We start from the raw sequence: 18,921 nt of genomic DNA on the forward strand, positions 1-18,921 counted from the left end.
CGGCGCACCGTTGGTGCGCTGGTGGGTCATCGGACGAACCAGGGTAGCAGCGCACCGTTGGTGCGCTGGCCTTTCATCGGACCAACGGGCGCGGTGGGTAAACGCGTTTTTTAAAGGTCATCGGACCAACGGTCCGATGCTACCCGGAGGTCGCCTATTCGGCGACCTCCTCCACATCGCGCGGCGATGGGCGGGTGTCGGGCAGCTGCCAGAAGATGAGCGTGGAGGTCAGGGTGATGGCGCCGACGCAGACGAACGTGGCGTGCAGGGCGGCAGTGGCGCCATGCAGCTGGTCCAGGTGCGCGAAGGCGGCCAGCAGGCTGCCGGCGGCGGCGGCGCCGAAGCCGGTGGCGAGCATCATCACCATGGAGAGCAGGCTGTTGCCGGCACTGGCGAAGTCGCGGTCGAGGTCGCGCAGGGTGACAGTGTTCATGACGGTGAACTGCAGGGAATTGACGGCGCCGAACAGCGCCAGCTGGATGACGCGTACCCACAGCGGCTGGCCGGGGGTCATGAAGATGAAACTGGCCATGGCCAGGCCGACCAGTACGGTGTTGACCATCAGCACGCGGCGATAGCCGAAGCGCTCGACCAGTTTGACCGCGTAGCGCTTGGCCAGCATGCCGGCGGCGGCGACGGGGATCATGAGCAGGCCGGCATTCATCGGGCTCATGCCCATGCCTACCTGCAGCAGCAGGGGGATCAGCAGCGGCATGGCGCTGCTGCCGATGCGCGAGAACAGGTTGCCGAGGATGCCGATGCGGTAGCTGGGCACGTGGAAGAGGGCGAGCGAGAACAGCGGGGCGGTGGAATTGGCGGCGTGCAGCCAGTAGCCGACGAGGGCGGCCAGGCCGGCGACGGTCATGAGCATGACCAGGGCGTGCGGGGTGGCCATGCCGGAGATGCCGTCGAGTGCGAGCGACAGGACGATCATGCCGAAGGCGAGCATGAGGTAGCCGGCGATGTCGAAGCGGGTGCGGTGTTCGGCGTAGTGGTCGGGCATGACTTTCGTGGCGGCGATGTAGCCGATGACGCCGATGGGCAGGTTGATCAGGAAGACCCAGTGCCAGGAGGCCACTTCGACCAGCCAGCCGCCGAGGGTGGGGCCGATGAGGGGGCCGATGAGGGCGGGGATGGCGATGAAGCTCATGGCGCGGAGGAATTCTTCGCGCGAGACGGAACGCATGACGGCGAGGCGGCCGACGGGGAGCAGCATGGCGCCGCCGATGCCCTGCAGGACGCGGGCGCCGACGAGTTGGTGGAGGGTTTGGGCCAGGGCGCAGGCGAGCGAGCCGAGGGTGAACAGGATGATGGCGACGAGGAAGGTGCGCCGGGTGCCGAAGCGGTCGGCGATCCAGCCGGAGGCGGGGATGAAGGTGGCGACGGCGAGGGCGTAGCTGAAGACGACCGACTGCATCTGCAGGGGGCTTTCGCCGAGGCTGCGGGCCATGGCGGGGAGGGCGGTGTTGACGATGGTGGAATCCAGCATCTGCATGAAGATTGCCAGCGATACGAGCCACAACAGGGGCCGGATCGAGGCGTAGCTGCTGGTCGTCATCGTGGGGGCCTTCATCAACGAGGCGCACATGATCGCCGATGTGGGATCAGGGTGTGGTCAAGATGTGGTTGTGGACTGGATTGGCAAAGTTTTTCAGAAGCTGGAGCCAGAGCCAGAGCTCGAGCCGAAGCCGAAGCCGGAGCCGGAGCCGGAGCCGGAGCGCTTGGTGTGGTGGCGACCTGGCTGGGCTGGCGTGGGTGGGTTGGCGGGACACGCCGTAAACCCATCCATGGGGGCTCGTGGGCGCCATCCATGGCGCCCAACGGTCCCGCCAACCCACCCACGCCAGCCCCCGACACTTTGTCGGTGTGCATGGCGACAGCGGTAGAGCCACGCCATGCGGGACTGCTGTTGTTGCCGGTGCTGCGTAACCACATACCGGGTGGCCCTACCGGTTGCGGGATGGTTGGTGTGACCGTCGGTTGCGATGTGGTTGGTGTGACCGCCGGTGTTTGGGGGTAGAGCCGACCGTTGGTCGGCTGCCCTCCACGCCGATCGATCAACGCTTACGTCAATCGATGCACGGGTTCGCGTGGCTGCAGTTCTTTCCGGCCTTACGTGTAGCCACCCATGGGGTGGCTCTACCGGTTGCGGTGTGGTTGGGCGTGACCGCCGGTTCGGATGTGGTTGGGTGTGACCGGCGACGGGGTGTTTGGGGGGTAGAGCCGACCGTTGGTCGGCTGCCCTCCGCGCGGATGGATCAGCGCTTGCTCAACCGGTGCACGGCCTCGACCAGCACGCCCACGTGTTCGGGGTTCATGTCGGGGGACATGCCGTGCCCCAGGTTGAACACGTGGCCTTCGCGGGAGCCGCCGTTGCCGTCGGCGTAGCTGTCGAGCACGCGGGCGGCGGCGCGTTCGATGGCTGCGGGGTTGCCGTACAGGGTGGCGGGATCCAGGTTGCCCTGCAGGGCGACGCGGCCGCCGGTGCGGGCGAGTGCGTCGGACAGATCGAGGGTCCAGTCCACGCCGAGGGCGTCGGCGCCGGTGTCGGCCAGTGCGCCCAGGTGCAGGCCGGTGCCCTTGCCGAACAGGATCAGCGGGGTGCGCTGGTCGCCTTGGCCGCGTTCGAGTTCCTGGGCGATGCGGGTCAGGTAGCGCAGCGAGAATTCGCGGTACATGCCGGGGCTGAGCACGCCGCCCCAGGTGTCAAAGACCTGCAGTACCTGCGCGCCGGCGGCGCGCTGGGCGGCCAGGTAGGCGATGACCGCGTCGGTGACCACCGACAGCAGCTGGTGCAGGGCGGCCGGTTCGTTCAGGGCCATGGCCTTGATGCGGGCGAAGTCCTTGCTGCCGCCGCCTTCAACCATGTAGCAGGCCAGGGTCCACGGGCTGCCGGAGAAGCCGATCAGCGGCACGCTGCCGTCCAGTTCGCGGCGGATCACGCGGACCGCGTCCATGACGTAGCGCAGTTCGGTTTCCATGTCCGGCACGGCCAGCTTGGCGATGGCGGCGGTGTCGCGTACCGGGTGACGGAACTTGGGGCCTTCGCCATCGACGAAGTACAGCTCCAGGCCCATCGCGTCGGGAATGGTGAGGATGTCCGAGAACAGGATCGCCGCATCCAGGTCGAAGCGACGCAGCGGCTGCAGGGTCACTTCGCAGGCGATGTCGGGGTTCTTGGCCATGGCCAGGAAGCTGCCGGCCTTGGCGCGGGTGGCGCGGTACTCGGGCAGGTAGCGGCCGGCCTGGCGCATCAGCCAGACGGGGGTGCAGTCCACCGGTTCGCGGCGCAGGGCGCGCAGCAGGCGATCATGGCGGGAGGGGCTGGTCACGTAACGCTTCCTTGGACTCTGGTGGCACGGGGCCGGGATGAAAGAGCGGGGTTGGGCCGGCGCTCAGCGCGGCGCGGTGCCGCTGGTGTAGGTGATCTGGTAGCCACGTTGCAGGTGGATGTCGCGCGTCTTCTCGAAGGCGCGCTGGGCCGGCTCGGCCTCCGCGAACACCTCACACCGCAACCGCGCGCGACCGCCAACCACGCCCGATTCGTGCAGCAGTTCCCAACTGCCGAACAGGTCCGGCTGCAGGGTCAGCTGAAGGTAGCGGGCCGGTTCAGTGCCGCCGGGGTGGTGCTGCAGGAAGACGCGCATGGCCGCGATTGTAGCCGTGAACGCCGGGGCAGGCCGTGGTGGCCCACCCCACCTGCGGCCAACGGTCGCAGGTCAGCGGGCGGCCAGCACGCGCAGTACGTCGGCTTCGTCGACGTCGGCCACCACTTCGGCGCGGCCGATGCCCCGCCACAGCACCAGGCGCAGGCGCCCGGCGATGTTCTTCTTGTCCAGGCGCATGCGCGCCAGCAGCGCCTCGGGGGCCAGCCCGGCGGGAATCTCCACCGGCAGTTCGTAGCGCAGCAGCAGGTCGCGCAGCTGCGCGGTGTCGGCCTCGCTGCTCATGCCCAGCTGGGCCGACAGGCGCGCCGCCAGCACCATGCCCACCGCGACCGCTTCGCCGTGGTTGAGGTTGTCGTTGCCGGGCGCGCCATAGCCCTGTTCGGTTTCGATTGCATGGCCGAAGGTATGGCCGAGATTGAGCAAGGCGCGTTCGCCCTTTTCATGCGGGTCGCGGGCCACGATCTCGGCCTTGTGCTCGCAGCTGCGCGCGATCGCCTGGGCCAGCGCGGTATCGTCGCCGGCCAGCAGCGCGGCGTGTTCGGCCTGCAGCCACTGGAAGAACAGCGGGTCGCGGATGGCGCCGTACTTGATCACCTCGGCCAGCCCGGCGCGCAGTTCGCGCGGCGGCAGGGTGCGCAGCGCGGCCGTGTCGGCGATCACCGCGCGCGGCGGGTGGAACGCGCCGACCAGGTTCTTGCCTTCGGGGATGTCCACGGCCGTTTTGCCGCCCACCGAGGAGTCGACCATCGCCAGCAGCGAGGTGGGCAGCTGCACGCAGTCGACGCCGCGCATCCAGCAGGCGGCCGCGAAGCCGGCCAGGTCGCCGGCAACGCCGCCACCCAGGGCCAGCACGCAGGCATCGCGGGTTGCGCCAAGCGCGGCCAAGGCGGTGATGGCCGCGCCGAAGTTGGCCAGAGTCTTGGACGCTTCACCGGCCGGCAGCACCAGCTCGCCGACCCGCAGGTCCGGGCGTGCGGCCAGCAGCGCTGCTTTCACGCCGGCGAGGTACAGCGGGGCCACCGAGGAATCGCTGAGCAGCAGCACGTGACGGCCGCGCACGTGGCGGGCAAGCAGGTCACCCTGGCCCAGCAGGCCGGGGCCGATATGGATGGTGTAGGGCGTGTCGCCGCCAACGGCGACGGTACGGGGGGCGGGGGTCATGCGGGTGGGTCCTGTCGCTGCCATTGGGCGGCCAACCGCAGTACGAGCTGCGCGGTGGCCTCGGCGGGGGTGTAGAGGTCGGTATCCAGGGCCAGGTCGGCCAACGCGCGGTACAGCGGGTCGCGCAGCGCCGCCATCTCGTGCAGCACCTGCTCGCGGTCCGGGCGCTGCAGCAGCGGCCGGGTGCGGTCGCGGGCCAGCCGTTCCAGCTGCCCGGCCACGCTGACCCGCAGGTACACCACGAAACCGCGTTCGGCGATGATGGCGCGGTTGTCGGGGTCCAGCACGGCGCCGCCGCCGGTGGAGACCAGCTGGTTGCGCCCGCGCAGCAGGGTCTGCAGCGCCTGGCGTTCGTACTGGCGGAAGCCGGCCTCGCCGGAGTGCTCGAAGATCGCCGGGATGCTGGCCCCGGCGGCGTCCACGATGGCCTGGTCGGCGTCCACGAAGTCCAGCGTGAAGCGCTCGGCCAGGCGGCGCCCGATGCAGGTTTTGCCGGCGCCCATCGGGCCAATCAGGATCAGGTTCGGAGCAGGGTTCATTACCCCCGATCCTAACATTTCCGTGCCGTGGCCTTTACGCGCCGGCCCCCATGGTGGGGGCTGCGGAATGTCCCGCAGGCAGCCGGAGCGTGCCCATGTCAGTGGCCAAAATCATCGAGATCAATGCGTCCTCCAAGACCAGCGTCGAAGACGCGGTGCGCAGCGGGCTGAAGAAGGTGTCCGAAACGGTCAAGGGCATCCAGGGCGCATGGATCAACGAAACCAAGGTGGTCACCGACGGGGAGGGCAACATCACCGAATGGCGGGTCAACCTGCGGGTGACCTTCGTGGTGGGCTGAGAAAAACGGTGGCCGCCCGGTCGATTTGACCGGGATCGGCGCCGCCTACACGGGCGCCGTGACGACCTGCCGCTGCTCGTCCAGCGCGATGACCCGGTCGGCCAGCCCCGGCAGGGTGCGCAACGCCTGGCGGCTGACCCGTTCGTAGTACTGCACGAACCGCTCCAGCTGGGCGCGGCTCATGCTGCTGCGTTCCGGCTGGGCAGCCTGCAGGTTCTGTTCCTGTTGCCAGCGCCAGCGCGGCACCACCGCGAAGTCCGGCGGCTGCAGGAACCAGAGGCGGTCGCAGCGCTGCCACAGCGCGGGGTAGTGCGCGGCCAACGCCTGGTTGCACCACTGCCGCCAGCGTCCGTCGGCGTCGGCGTCGCGCTCCAACGCGTTCAAGGGCGGCTGCAGGTCGGCTTCGGGCTGGGCAGGCGTGCCCAGGAACCAGCCTTCGAACACCAGCAGGTCCAGCGGGCCGCTCACGCGCGGCCATTCGGCCTGCGCCACGCGTTCGTCGGCCAGCTTGTCGAACCGTGGCAATGCCACCGGCTGGCGTGCCGCGATGGCGTCCAGCGTGGCATGCGCCAGTGGCAGGTCGTGCGTGCCCGGCGGGCCGCGGGTAAGCAACAGCGGATGGACTTGGCGGGCCAGGCGTTGGCGTTGACTGCGGGTCAGGTAGAAATCGTCGATGGACAGGGCCGCTGCGCGCAGCCCGCGCTGTTCGGCCAGCGCCACCACCTGGGCTGCCAGCGTCGATTTGCCGCTGCCCTGCAGCCCGCTGATCGCCAATACTGGCACCTCCGTGCCAGCTGCCAGCGCATCCTCCAGTGCCTGGGCGACCAGTGCATCGGGAAATCCTTTGTTGCGGGGCATGTACGCGGTAGCAGGCATGCGGTGACAATAAACCCAAATCGAATGGCAAGAAACCAACCATGACCGATCTGTATACCGAAGCGTTGTCCACCTTTGCCGCGCTGTTCGAGGAGGCCAAGCACAGCGCGGAAATCGAACCCAATGCGATGACCGTGGCGACAGCCGACACCAGCGGCCAGCCGTCGGCACGCACCGTGCTGCTGAAGGCCTTCGACGCGCGTGGGTTCGTGTTCTATACCCATCTGGACAGCCACAAGGGCCGCGAGTTGCGCAGCAACCCGCGCGCGGCCCTGCTGTTCCTGTGGCGCAGCCTGCGCGAGGCGGGCATCCAGGTGCGGATCGAAGGCCGTGTCGAGCAGGTGGACGATGCCGAAGCCGACGCCTACTTCGCCTCGCGCCCGCGCATGAGCCAGATCGGCGCATGGGCCTCGCTGCAATCCAAAACGCTGGCATCGCGCGAGGAGTTCGACGCGCGGGTAGCCACCACCGAAGCCAGCTTCGCCGACCGCGAGGTGCCGCGACCGGAAGGCTGGAGCGGGCTGCGCGTGGTGCCGCAGCGGATCGAGTTCTGGTACGGCGCGCAGTTCCGGCTGCACGAGCGCTGGTGCTACGAGGTCGATCACGACGGGCAGTGGAACAAGCGGTTGCTGTTCCCGTAAGGGCGCGTCCATCGAAAACTGCGCGCGGCACGCGGGGGTGGGAAACCGCCGGTTAGGATCGGGGCGGACGACACTGTCTGCCCTGGAACCGCGCTGTCATGCCCATTTCTGCCATGCCTGTCGAGACTCGAATCCCCGCCTCGCTGTTGTTGCTGCTGTCGCGCATCGTCGCGGGCACGATGTTTGCCGTATCGGGATGGAACAAGCTGTTCACCGATGACGGCAGGGATCGCATGCTGGCCACACTCGCCGAGGCGGGTATCCCGTGGCCGGCGGCCAGTGCCCCTGCAGTGGCGATGGTGGAATGGGTGCTCGGCACCACCCTGGTGCTTGGCGTGCTGCCGCGCCTGTCGGCCGCGGCGCTGATGATGATCTGCGCGGTAGCGGCCTTCACCGACGGTATCGGACGTATCCCGGCGGGCCTGGGACCCCTGGATTGGTTGAGCTGGTTCCTGTATCTGCCGGAGGTGCCACTGGGCGTCGCCCTGGCGTGGGTGTGCGTGCTGGGCGCGGGGCGTTATGCGCTGTGGACGGGACGCGGCGCTTCGCCCATGGCATGAACGGTGGCGCGCAGCGCCCGCGATGCGGGCTCCTGCATACTTGCGGAGACATCCACCCACACACGGATCTGCCGCATGACCATCGCACCCGCTTCTTCGCCGGCCATCGATCTCTGCGCGGCCGCCCTTGCGGCCGACGTGGCGGCAGTGCAGGCCGGCCTTGCGGCGGGCGCCGACGTCAGCGCAGAAAACGCCCATGGCTTCACTGCGCTGGAATGTGCGGCACGCGCGACCCATGACACCCCGGCCGACCAGCACCTGCAGGTACTGCGCCTGCTCATCGATGCAGGAAGCCCGCTGGAACACCTTGGCGGCGGTGGGCGGACCGCGCTGTACCTGGCCGCTGAATTTGCGCTGGCGTGCGCGCCGGTGCAGATGCTGCTCGACGCCGGTGCGAACCCGGCGGTGCGCGACGGCGGCGGCAACCATATCGTCGTCAACGCGATGATGCCGGAGGTACAGGCGCTGCTGTCTGCGGTGACCGGCTTTCCCATTCCGGTGCAGGCCGAGCCCCGGCCGCCGCAGAAGATGCGGGCCGCCGACTGGCGCGCCGCCCACGCGAAGATCACGGCGGTGTTCGCCGGCCTTGAGGCCGAGGGCATCGTCACCGCGCAGGACATTGGCCTGACCCAGGACGATGGCTTCGCCGACACCGCCCAGCAGTTCATCGAACGCGGCGGTATGGACGCCGGCCTGGTGGGTCTGTGCTTCTACACCCGCCAGGATCTCAACCGCGCCAAGCGCAGCAGCGATCTCAGCCTGGGCTTCTGGGCCGGGCCGGAGGGCGCCAGCGCCGCCATGGAACAGGTGGGGCGCACGATCGTGGATGCCTTCAGTGCGGCGGGGCTGGCGGTGGACTGGGATGGCTCGGCAGCGCAGCGGCCCACGGTGAACCTGCGCGGCGTGGCGTAAGCCGCGTTCTTAGCCGGTGGTGCTGCGCAGCCAGCGCCACAGCGTGGTACGCGACACGCCCAGACGCTGGGCGACCTGCTCACGGTTACCGCCGTGGTCGTCGAGCAGCTGCTGCAGCGTGTCGTTGCCGGGGCGCGCGGCCGCGCGCTGGGCCACGCCACCCGGCACTGCGCCGGCCAAGGCGAGCGGCGCGGTGGGGACCGATGACAGCTCCGGCAGCCAGGCCTGCATCTGCGCAAGCGACAGCTCGCCCCGCCCATGTGGCCAATGGATGCGCAGCCGGTCGACCATGTTGCGCAGCTCGCGCACGTTGCCTGGCCACGCGTAATCGCACAGCCGCTGCAGCGCCGCGGCGGCGAGCGGTGACGGCGTACCGGCCAGCAGGGTGAAGAAGTGTTCCAGCAGCAGCGGCACGTCGTCGCGGCGTTCGTGCAGGGTCGGCAACGCGATCCGCAACGCAGCCAGGCGGTAGTAAAGGTCGCGGCGGAAGCGCTGCGCATCCACCAGCGATTCCAGCGTCTGCAGCGTGGCCGCAACCACGCGCACGTCCACCGGGGTAGGTTCGGTGGCACCCACGCGCAACACTTCGCGCTCCTCCAGTACCCGCAGCAGCCGTGTCTGTAACGGCAGCGGCAACTCGCCGATCTCGTCCAGGAACAGGGTGCCGCCGTCGGCCGCCTCGACCAGGCCGACACGGCCGCCGCGCCGCGCGCCGGTGAAGGCGCCTTCGGTGTAGCCGAACAGCTCCGCTTCCAGCAGCGATTCACTGATGGCCCCGCAGTTGAGCGCGACAAACCGCCCGCGCCGGCCACTGCTGCCGTGCAGTTGCCGGGCGACCAGTTCCTTGCCGGTGCCGGTCGCGCCGGTCACCAGTACCGTGCTGTCGTGCGGGGCATACAGCGCGATGCGGTCGCGGACCTGCTGCATCGCGGCGCTGTCGCCGAGCAGCGCGTGGTCGGCATCGCGGCGACGGGCCGGCGGACGACGCCGCGGCGAGGGGGCGCCCACCCGCGCCAGCGTCTGGGTGAGTTCCAGTGCGTGCTCGAACGCCTGGCGCACCGAATCGGCCGAGTACAACAGCACCCCGGGCAGGCCCACCTGTTCGGCATGGTCGATGGCCATGCCGGTGCCGACGATCACTTCGATGCCGTTGGCGCGCAGGTCGGCGATGCAGTCGCGTGCGTCTTCACGGGTCACGAAGCGGCGGTGCTCGATGTCCAGCCCGAAGCTGTGCTGGAAGCTGCCGAAGGTGGGCACGTCGGTGGCGTGGGTGACCAGGCCGATCCGGGGCGCGATCCGGCGCGCCCGCGCCAGCGCCTCCATCAGGTCGAAGCCGTTGGCCTGGATCGGCACCAGCGGCACCTCCAGCCGGCTGCGCAGGTAGGCCGCGTTGGAGCCGCCGGCGATGACCACGTCGCAGTGCTCGCGGCGCAGGCGTTGGCCGATCACGTCCACCGCTTCCTCGAAGCCGAGGTTGATCGGCACGATCCGCGCGCGGCGGTCGAACTCGGGGATCACATCGCCCAGCAGCCCGGTCAGGCGCGACACGCTGACGGTCCAGATCACTGGCAGGCTGCCGGCGTCCGGGTCGGGCAGGCGGGAACGGTGGCGGGGCAGGCTGATCGACATGGCGGCGTTTCAATGTTTCAGTTCCATCCATGTTACAGGTGTTTCAATGTTGCACGGTGAAACGTGCCTGTTACCGCCCTGTCTCAATCAAATCAGACACTTGGCACTTGGCACGGCCCTTGCGCCTTCACTCCCGTCAACCACCCTGGAATGCTGCCCGATGAGCACCCCTGTTTCTTCCGCTGGCGCCCGTTTCCGCGCCGCACTGGCTGCCGAATCGCCCCTGCAGGTGATCGGCGCGATCAACGCCAACCACGCCCTGCTGGCGCAGCGCGCCGGCTACCGCGCCATCTACCTGTCCGGCGGCGGCGTCGCGGCCGGTTCGCTGGGCCTGCCGGACCTGGGCATCAACACCCTGGAAGACGTGCTGATCGACGTGCGCCGCATCACCGATGTGTGCGACCTGCCGCTGATGGTGGACATCGACACCGGCTTCGGCCCCAGCGCGTTCAACATCGCGCGCACCGTGAAGTCGCTGATCAAGGCCGGCGCCGCCGCCTGCCATATCGAAGACCAGGTCGGCGCCAAGCGCTGCGGTCACCGCCCGGGCAAGGAAATCGTCACCCAGGGCGAGATGGTCGATCGGGTGAAGGCGGCCGCCGACGCCAAGACCGACCCGGACTTCTTCCTGATCGCGCGCACCGATGCCATCCAGGTGGACGGCGTGGATGCGGCCATCGAACGTGCCATTGCCTGCGTCGAGGCCGGCGCTGACGGCATCTTCGCCGAGGCCGCCTACGACCTGGCCACCTACCGCCGCTTCGTCGACGCGGTGAAGGTGCCGGTGTTGGCCAACATCACCGAGTTCGGCAAGACCCCGCTGTTCACCCGCGACGAACTGGCCTCGGCCGGCGTTGCCATCCAGCTGTTCCCGCTGTCCGCGTTCCGCGCCGCCAACAAGGCCGCCGAGAACGTATATGAGACCATCCGCCGCGACGGCCACCAGCGTAATGTGGTCGATGCGATGCAGACGCGCGAAGAGCTGTACGACCGTATCGGCTACCACGCCTTCGAGCAGCAGCTCGATGCGCTGTTCGCCGCCAAGAAGTAACGTCGCACCACTTGTTTTCTGGAGGGATCATGAGCGAAGCAACCACCGCGCCCGGCTTCAAGCCGAAGAAATCCGTCGCCCTGTCCGGCACCGCTGCGGGCAACACCGCGCTGTGCACGGTGGGCCGCAGCGGCAACGACCTGCACTACCGGGGCTACGACATCCTGGACCTGGCCAACACCAGCGAGTTCGAGGAAATCGCCCACCTGCTGGTGCATGGCAAGCTGCCCACCCGCGCCGAGCTGGTGGCCTACAAGTCCAAGCTGAAATCGCTGCGCGGCATCCCGGCCGCGGTCAAGGCCGCGCTGGAAGAACTGCCGCCGTCGGCGCACCCGATGGACGTGATGCGTACCGGCGTGTCCGTGCTGGGCTGCGTGTCGCCGGAAAAGGATGACCACAATCATCCGGGCGCGCGCGACATCGCCGACAAGCTGATGGCCTGCCTGGGCTCGATGCTGCTGTACTGGTACCACTGGAGCCATAACGGCCGCGCCATCGACGTGGAAACCGACGATGACTCCATCGGCGGCCACTTCCTGCACCTGCTGCACGGCGAGAAGCCGCAGGACTCGTGGGTGAAGGCGATGCACACCTCGCTGATCCTGTACGCCGAGCATGAATTCAATGCGTCCACCTTTGCCTGCCGCGTCATCGCCGGCACCGGCAGCGACATGTACAGCTGCATCACCGGCGGCATCGGCGCGCTGCGGGGTCCCAAGCACGGCGGCGCCAATGAAGTGGCCTTCGAAGTGCAGAAGCGCTACGACAGCCCGGACGACGCCGAGGCCGACATCAAGGCCCGCGTCGAGCGCAAGGAAGTGGTGATCGGCTTCGGCCATCCGGTGTACACCGTGAGCGATCCGCGCAACAACATCATCAAGGAAGTGGCGCGCGACCTGTCGGCCGAGCAGCAGAACGTGAAGATGTTCGACATCGCCGAGCGCCTGGAAACGGTGATGTGGGACATCAAGAAGATGTTCCCGAACCTGGACTGGTTCAGCGCGGTCAGCTACCACATGATGGGCGTGCCCACGGCGATGTTCACCCCGCTGTTCGTCATCGCACGCACCTCCGGCTGGAGCGCGCACATCATCGAGCAGCGCATCGACGGCAAGATCATCCGCCCCAGCGCCAACTACACCGGCCCGGAAGACCAGGCCTTCGTGCCGATCGACCAGCGCAGGTAAGACAGACGTACCGCACCCGTTCGCGGGTGCCTTGCGGAGCAGGCCGGCGTGATGCCGGTCTACTCCGTTGCGGCGTCGCTACTCCTTCTTCGCCGGTGTCACGACGCCCCGGCCCGCCAACAAGCAGCTATCGCCAGCCATGAATACTCAGTACCGCAAGAACCTCCCCGGCACCGCGCTGGACTATTTCGATACCCGGGCCGCGGTCGATGCGATCCAGCCAGGTGCCTATGCCACGCTGCCGTACACCTCGCGCGTGCTGGCTGAAAACCTGGTGCGCCGCTGCGACCCGGCCACCCTGGACGCGTCGTTGCGGCAGCTGATCGAGCGCCGCCAGGACCTGGACTTCCCGTGGTTCCCCGCGCGCGTGGTGTGCCATGACATCCTGGGCCAGACCGCGCTGGTGGACCTGGCCGGCCTGCGGGATGCCATCGCCGATGCCGGTGGCGACCCGGCCCAGATCAACCCGGTGGTGCCGACCCAGCTGATCGTCGATCACTCGCTGGCCGTGGAATTCCCCGGCTTCGACAAGGCTGCGTTCGAGAAGAACCGCGCCATCGAGGACCGTCGCAACGAAGACCGGTTCCACTTCATCAACTGGACCAAGAAGGCGTTCAAGAACGTCGACGTGATTCCACCGGGCAACGGGATCATGCACCAGATCAACCTGGAGAAGATGTCCCCGGTGGTGCAGGTGTGCGACGGCGTGGCCTTCCCCGATACCTGCGTGGGTACCGACAGCCACACCCCGCACGTGGACGCGCTGGGCGTGATCGCGATCGGCGTGGGCGGCCTGGAAGCCGAGAGCGTGATGCTCGGCCGCGCCTCGTGGATGCGCCTGCCCGACATCATCGGCGTGGAACTCACCGGTCGCCCGCAGCCGGGCATCACCTGCACCGACATCGTGCTGGCGCTGACCGAATACCTGCGCAAGGAGCGCGTGGTGGGGGCGTGGATCGAGTTCTTCGGGGAAGGCGCCACCGCGCTGACCATCGGCGACCGCGCCACCATTTCCAACATGACCCCGGAGTTCGGCGCCACCGCCGCGATGTTCTCCATTGACCAGCAGACCCTGGACTACCTGCGCCTGACCGGCCGCGAGGAAGCCCAGGTGCAGCTGGTGGAAACCTACGCCAAGGCCACCGGGCTGTGGTCGGACGACCTGGCCAACGTGCAGTACGAGCGTGTGCTGCAGTTCGACCTGTCCAGCGTGGTACGCAACATGGCCGGCCCGTCCAACCCGCACAAGCGCGTGGCCACCAGCGAGCTGGCCGCACGCGGCATCGCCGATGAAGCCAAGCTGGCCTCGGGCAAGCTGGAGCAGGAGCAGGGGCTGATGCCCGATGGCGCGGTGATCATCGCCGCCATCACCAGCTGCACCAACACCAGCAACCCGCGCAACGTCATCTCCGCCGCCCTGCTGGCGCGCAACGCCAACCGCGCCGGGCTGGCCCGCAAGCCGTGGGTGAAGAGCTCGCTGGCACCCGGTTCCAAGGCCGTGCAGCTGTACCTGGAAGAGGCCGGCCTGCTGGGCGACCTGGAACAGATGGGCTTTGGCATCGTGGCCTTCGCCTGCACCACCTGCAACGGCATGAGCGGCGCGCTGGACCCGAAGATCCAGCAGGAAGTGATCGACCGCGACCTGTACGCCACGGCGGTGTTGTCGGGCAACCGCAACTTCGACGGGCGCATCCATCCGTACGCCAAGCAGGCGTTCCTGGCCTCGCCGCCGCTGGTGGTGGCCTACGCGATCGCCGGTACCGTGCGGTTCGATATCGAGAAGGACGCCCTGGGCCACGACGCCGATGGCAACCCGATCACGCTGAAGGACCTGTGGCCCAGCGATGCCGAGATCGATGCGGTGGTCAAGGCCTGCGTCAAGCCGGAGCAGTTCCGCCAGGTCTACGACCCGATGTTCACCTTCAAGGTGGAGCACGGCGCGCCGATCAGCCCGCTGTATGCGTGGCGCGAGCAGAGCACCTACATCCGCCGCCCGCCGTACTGGGAAGGCGCTCTGGCCGGTGCGCGCTCGCTCAGTGGCATGCGTCCGCTTGCCGTGCTCGGCGACAACATCACCACCGACCACCTGTCGCCGTCCAACGCGATCATGGCCAGCAGCGCCGCCGGCGAATACCTGGCCAAGATGGGCCTGCCGGAAGAGGACTTCAATTCCTACGCCACCCACCGCGGCGACCACCTCACCGCGCAGCGCGCCACCTTCGCCAACCCGAAGCTGATCAACGAAATGGCCGTGGTCGATGGCCAGGTGACGCAGGGCTCGCTGGCGCGCGTGGAGCCGGACGGGCAGGTCACGCGCATGTGGGAAGCCATTGAAACCTACATGGCGCGCAAGCAGCCGCTGATCATCATTGCCGGTGCCGACTACGGCCAGGGCAGTTCGCGCGACTGGGCCGCCAAGGGCGTGCGCCTGGCCGGCGTGGAGGCGATTGCCGCCGAAGGCTTCGAACGCATCCACCGCACCAACCTGATCGGCATGGGCGTGCTGCCGCTGGAGTTCAAGGACGGCGTGAACCGCAAGACGCTGGGCATCGACGGCACCGAAACCTTCGATGTGATCGGCGAACGCGTGCCGCGTGCCGAGCTGACCCTGGTGATCCACCGCCACAACGGTGAACAGCTGAAGGTGCCGGTCACCTGCCGCCTGGACACTGCCGAGGAGGTGTCCATCTACGAGGCCGGTGGCGTGCTGCAGCGCTTCGCCCAGGACTTCCTGGAAGCGTCGCAGGTGGCGTGAGGGCAACACGGGCGCGCACCCGGTGTGCGCGCCCGCAGCGTCGGTGGCATGGGGCCACCGATGCGCTGGCAAGCGATACCAGACAGGACGGTCGGCGACATGTTCTACACCGTGGCGGGCATCATCAACACCGCGTTCATCCTGCTCAGCCTGGTCGGCGTGTGGGCGCAGCTGCGCAAGGTCTGGCGGCGCCGTAGCGCGGGCGCGGCCAACGGTGGCGCCACCGACATCCTGTCGCTCAACCAGTTCACGGTCAGTTTCCTGGCCTATCTGTCGTTCTTCGTCTACGGCTACACCATCCAGCCGTTCAACCACTTCATTGTCTGGCCGCGCCTGCTCGCTTCGGTGCTGGTGCTGCTGATCCTGCGCGAGATCTGGACGGACCGTCGCAGCCGCGCGGCCACCACCGGGCTGGCGCTGGCCTGCCTGGCACTGCTGTGTGCGCTGGCCGGGCTGGTTTGGGGGCAGCGCCACGTCGACGAAGGGCGGGTACTGGCCTCGGCGATGATCGTGGCCATCACCGCGTTGCTGGCGCAGGGGTATGCGCACCAGATCCTGCTGATCTGGCGCTCCGGCCGCACCGGTGCGGTATCGCTGCGGATGAGCCAGCTGATCCTGCTGATGGATGTTTCCACGGTCGTCTTCGCCTTCGCGATGGGGCTGCGCCTGGGCTGGCCGCTGTTGCTGCTGGCCGTGGTCAGCGGCAGCACCAAGCTGGTCATCCTGTGGCTGTTCCGCTGGGAGCAGCGCAGCGCCCTGGCCGCGCACAAACGTCATCCTCTTCCCGCGCTGGTCGCCCAGCGCTGATTTTTCCGAGACTTCCAAGGCATCCGTTATGACCTTCCTCCCCCAGCTCCGCATTCCGGCCACCTACCTGCGTGGAGGTACCAGCAAGGGTGTGTTCTTCCGGCTGACCGACCTGCCGGTGGCGGCGCAGGTGCCGGGCCCGGCCCGCGATGCGCTGCTGATGCGCGTGATCGGCTCGCCCGACCCGTATGGCAAGCACACCGACGGCATGGGCGGTGCCACCTCCAGCACCAGCAAGTGCGTGATCATCGCCGCCGCGTCGGTGCCCGATCATGACGTGGACTATCTGTATGGCCAGGTCGCCATCGATACCGCGTTCGTGGATTGGAGCGGCAACTGCGGCAACCTCAGCACCGCGGTAGGCCCGTTTGCGATCAGCAACGGCTTCATCGACCCGGCGCGCATCCCGCACAACGGCATCTGCACCGTGCGGATCTGGCAGGCCAATATCGGCAAGACCATCCTGGCCCACGTGCCGGTCGTGGATGGCCAGGTGCAGGAGATCGGCGATTTCGAGCTGGACGGGGTGACCTTCCCGGCGGCCGAGATCCAGCTGGAGTTCCTCGACCCGTCCGATGACGGCGACGGCGAGGGCGGGTCGATGTTCCCGACCGGCAACCTGGTCGACACCCTGGACGTGCCCGGCGTGGGCAGCTTCCAGGTGACGATGATCACCGCCGGCATTCCCACCATCTTCCTCAACGCGGCCGACCTGGGGTACACCGGTACCGAACTGCAGCCGGCGATCAACGAGGACAAGGCCGCACTGGCCCGCTTCGAGGCGATCCGTGCGCACGGCGCGGTGCGCATGGGCCTGATCGACAGCATCGACCAGGCCGCCACCCGCCAGCACACGCCCAAGGTGGCGTTCGTCGCCCCGGCGCAGGACTACGTGTCTTCCAGCGGCAAGCAGATCGCCGCGGGGGACATCGACCTGCACGCGCGCGCGCTGTCGATGGGCAAGCTGCACCACGCGATGATGGGCACGGCGGCGGTTGCGATCGGCACCGCCGCTGCGATCCCCGGCACGCTGGTCAACCGGGCCGCCGGTGGCGGCGAGCGTGAGGCGGTCACCTTCGGGCATCCGTCCGGCACGCTGCGGGTGGGCGCACAGGCGGCGTTCGTTGACGGGCAGTGGACGGTCACCAAGGCCATCATGAGCCGCAGTGCACGCGTGCTGATGGAAGGCGCGGTGCGGGTACCCGCCGACACCTTGTAGGTTCAACAGGAGATCACGATGTCCGGTCACGACCACAGCAGCAACCAGCGACCGCCATGGGATGCGGTCATGACCGACATCGTGGACTACGTGCGCGACTTCCGGGTGGAGTCGCCGCTGGCCTTCAGCACCGCGCGCCATTGCCTGATCGACACGCTTGGCTGCGGCCTGGCGGCCCTGGCGTTTCCCGCCTGCAGCAAGCTGCTCGGACCGCTGGTGCCTGGCACCCGGGTGGTCAACGGCGCGCGCGTGCCGGGCACGCGCTTCGAACTGGACCCGGTGCAGGCGGCCTTCAACATCGGCGCGATGGTGCGCTGGCTGGACTTCAACGACACCTGGCTGGCCGCCGAATGGGGCCATCCGTCCGACAACCTCGGCGGCATCCTGGCCACGGCCGACTGGCTCAGCCGCAACGCCGAAGCACTGCGGCGGCCGCCGTTGACCATGCGCGACGTGCTCGTGGCGATGGTCAAGGCGCATGAGATCCAGGGCTGCCTGGCGTTGGAAAACGCATTCAACCGGGTCGGGCTGGACCACGTGGTGCTGGTCAAGGTGGCCTCCACCGCCGTGGTCGCGCACCTGCTCGGGCTCGACCGCGAGCGCATGCTCAACGCGGTGTCGCTGGCCTGGGTGGACGGGCAGTCGCTGCGCACCTACCGGCACGCCCCCAATACCGGCTCGCGCAAGAGCTGGGCGGCCGGCGATGCCACCAGCCGCGCGGTGCGGCTGGCACTGATGGCCGCGGCGGGCGAGATGGGGTACCCGAGTGCGTTGACCGCACCCACCTGGGGGTTCTACGACGTCAGCTTTGGCGGGCAGCCGTTCCGCTTCCAGCGCCCGTATGGCAGCTACGTGATGGAAAACGTGCTGTTCAAGATCAGCTACCCGGCCGAATTCCACGGGCAGACCGCCGTGGAGGCGGCGATGCAGCTGCATGCGCGCATGCGCGCGGCCGGCAAGCGCAGCGAGGACATCGCCCACATCACCCTGCGCACCCAGCAGGCCTGCCTGCGCATCATCGACAAGCCCGGCCCGCTGCATAACCCGGCCGACCGCGACCACTGCGTGCAGTACATGGTCGCCATCGCGCTGATCTTCGGCCGGCTGGTGGCCGAGGACTACGAGGACGACGTGGCCGCCGACCCGCGCATCGATGCGCTGCGCGCGAAGATCACCTGCGTCGAGGAGCCGCGCTACACCGCCGACTACCTGGACCCGGACAAGCGCAGCATCGCCAACGCGCTGGCGGTGGCGTTCACCGACGGCAGCACCCTGGAGGCCGAGGTGGAGTACCCGCTGGGCCACGCCCGCCGCCGCGCCGAGGGCATCCCCCTGCTGGAGGACAAGTTCCGCGCCCACCTCACCGCCACCTACCCGACCCAGCAGCAGCGCCGCATCCTCGATGCCTCACTGGACCCGGTGGTGCTGGAAGCGATGACCGTACACGACTACGTAAACCTCTACGTAGCCGGGTAGCGCCGACCGTCGGTCGGCTGCCACATCCCCAGCGGGCCACACCCGATGCGCGGTCGGCACACCCCATCCCCGGTAGAGCCGACCGTTGGTCGGCTGCCCCGGATCCCACCCAAACCCCACCGTCGCCCGCCTCCGCTCGAG

Annotated in this window: 17 protein-coding genes; 10 read left to right on the top strand and 7 right to left on the bottom strand. The window is 68.4% G+C overall.

All coding sequences use genetic code 11. The features are described from left to right. Nucleotides 1-154: 154 nt before the first annotated feature. The 5 genes from mdtD to DX03_RS05145 all read right to left on the bottom strand — a co-directional run bounded on the left by mdtD (nt 155) and on the right by DX03_RS05145 (nt 5,368). Nucleotides 155-1,558: a multidrug transporter subunit MdtD gene (gene mdtD / locus DX03_RS05125; protein WP_081797312.1), complete on the bottom strand. Its 1,404-nt coding sequence runs from the start codon at nt 1,556-1,558 to the stop codon at nt 155-157. Between the two features lie 700 nt (nt 1,559-2,258). Beyond that, nucleotides 2,259-3,332: a uroporphyrinogen decarboxylase gene (gene hemE / locus DX03_RS05130; protein WP_038686889.1), complete on the bottom strand. Its 1,074-nt coding sequence runs from the start codon at nt 3,330-3,332 to the stop codon at nt 2,259-2,261. Nucleotides 3,333-3,395: 63 nt separating this feature from the next. Next, the gene (locus tag DX03_RS05135; RefSeq protein WP_038686891.1) at nt 3,396-3,647 is read right to left on the bottom strand and encodes a WGR domain-containing protein; all 252 of its coding nucleotides are present in this window, start codon (nt 3,645-3,647) and stop codon (nt 3,396-3,398) included. 72 nt (nt 3,648-3,719) lie between these two features. Further along, on the bottom strand, nt 3,720-4,829 hold the full coding sequence (aroB, locus tag DX03_RS05140; RefSeq protein WP_038686893.1) for a 3-dehydroquinate synthase: 1,110 nt from the start codon (nt 4,827-4,829) through the stop codon (nt 3,720-3,722). Then, nucleotides 4,826-5,368: a shikimate kinase gene (locus DX03_RS05145; protein WP_038686895.1), complete on the bottom strand. Its 543-nt coding sequence runs from the start codon at nt 5,366-5,368 to the stop codon at nt 4,826-4,828. Before DX03_RS05145 ends, aroB begins: the two co-directional genes overlap by 4 nt. A 95-nt stretch (nt 5,369-5,463) precedes the next feature. Between DX03_RS05145 and DX03_RS05150 the strand changes: the two genes are divergently transcribed. Beyond that, nucleotides 5,464-5,667, top strand: coding sequence for a dodecin family protein (locus DX03_RS05150; RefSeq protein ID WP_038686896.1), 204 nt, complete (start codon nt 5,464-5,466; stop codon nt 5,665-5,667). Between the two features lie 45 nt (nt 5,668-5,712). Here DX03_RS05150 and DX03_RS05155 read toward each other — a convergent pair whose 3' ends face one another. Further along, a complete protein-coding gene (locus tag DX03_RS05155) occupies nt 5,713-6,543 on the bottom strand; it encodes a kinase (RefSeq protein ID WP_038686898.1) in 831 nt (276 codons plus the stop codon). Between the two features lie 41 nt (nt 6,544-6,584). Here DX03_RS05155 and pdxH point away from each other — a divergent pair, with 41 nt between their 5' ends. From pdxH to DX03_RS05170, 3 genes are all read left to right on the top strand, one after another. After that, a complete protein-coding gene (gene pdxH, locus DX03_RS05160; protein WP_038686900.1) occupies nt 6,585-7,184 on the top strand; it encodes a pyridoxamine 5'-phosphate oxidase in 600 nt (199 codons plus the stop codon). Between the two features lie 98 nt (nt 7,185-7,282). After that, nucleotides 7,283-7,744 (top strand): DoxX family protein, encoded by a 462-nt coding sequence (locus tag DX03_RS05165; protein ID WP_038686902.1) that lies wholly within the window; start codon nt 7,283-7,285, stop codon nt 7,742-7,744. A gap of 75 nt (nt 7,745-7,819) precedes the next feature. Then, complete coding sequence (locus DX03_RS05170) at nt 7,820-8,656, top strand: ankyrin repeat domain-containing protein (protein WP_038686905.1); 837 nt, start codon at nt 7,820-7,822, stop codon at nt 8,654-8,656. A 9-nt stretch (nt 8,657-8,665) separates the two neighbouring features. Here the strand turns inward: DX03_RS05170 and prpR are convergent, their stop codons facing one another. Beyond that, entirely contained in the window at nt 8,666-10,285 is a 1,620-nt protein-coding gene (gene prpR / locus DX03_RS05175; protein WP_102100608.1) for a propionate catabolism operon regulatory protein PrpR, read from the bottom strand. A 160-nt stretch (nt 10,286-10,445) separates the two neighbouring features. Here prpR and prpB point away from each other — a divergent pair, with 160 nt between their 5' ends. The 6 genes from prpB (at nt 10,446) to DX03_RS05205 (ending at nt 18,780) form a co-directional block, all read left to right on the top strand. Beyond that, entirely contained in the window at nt 10,446-11,336 is an 891-nt protein-coding gene (prpB, locus tag DX03_RS05180; RefSeq protein WP_038686907.1) for a methylisocitrate lyase, read from the top strand. 29 nt (nt 11,337-11,365) lie between these two features. Further along, nucleotides 11,366-12,523, top strand: coding sequence for a bifunctional 2-methylcitrate synthase/citrate synthase (gene prpC / locus DX03_RS05185; protein WP_038686909.1), 1,158 nt, complete (start codon nt 11,366-11,368; stop codon nt 12,521-12,523). Between the two features lie 139 nt (nt 12,524-12,662). Further along, entirely contained in the window at nt 12,663-15,278 is a 2,616-nt protein-coding gene (gene acnD, locus DX03_RS05190; protein WP_038686911.1) for a Fe/S-dependent 2-methylisocitrate dehydratase AcnD, read from the top strand. A 99-nt stretch (nt 15,279-15,377) separates the two neighbouring features. Continuing rightward, nucleotides 15,378-16,085 (top strand): hypothetical protein, encoded by a 708-nt coding sequence (locus DX03_RS05195; protein ID WP_038686913.1) that lies wholly within the window; start codon nt 15,378-15,380, stop codon nt 16,083-16,085. Nucleotides 16,086-16,113: 28 nt separating this feature from the next. Next, the gene (prpF, locus tag DX03_RS05200; protein WP_038686915.1) at nt 16,114-17,304 is read left to right on the top strand and encodes a 2-methylaconitate cis-trans isomerase PrpF; all 1,191 of its coding nucleotides are present in this window, start codon (nt 16,114-16,116) and stop codon (nt 17,302-17,304) included. Between the two features lie 18 nt (nt 17,305-17,322). After that, nucleotides 17,323-18,780 (top strand): bifunctional 2-methylcitrate dehydratase/aconitate hydratase, encoded by a 1,458-nt coding sequence (locus tag DX03_RS05205; protein WP_038686917.1) that lies wholly within the window; start codon nt 17,323-17,325, stop codon nt 18,778-18,780. Nucleotides 18,781-18,921: the final 141 nt, after the last annotated feature.

The organism is Stenotrophomonas rhizophila (assembly GCF_000661955.1).
Classification (GTDB): domain Bacteria; phylum Pseudomonadota; class Gammaproteobacteria; order Xanthomonadales; family Xanthomonadaceae; genus Stenotrophomonas; species Stenotrophomonas rhizophila.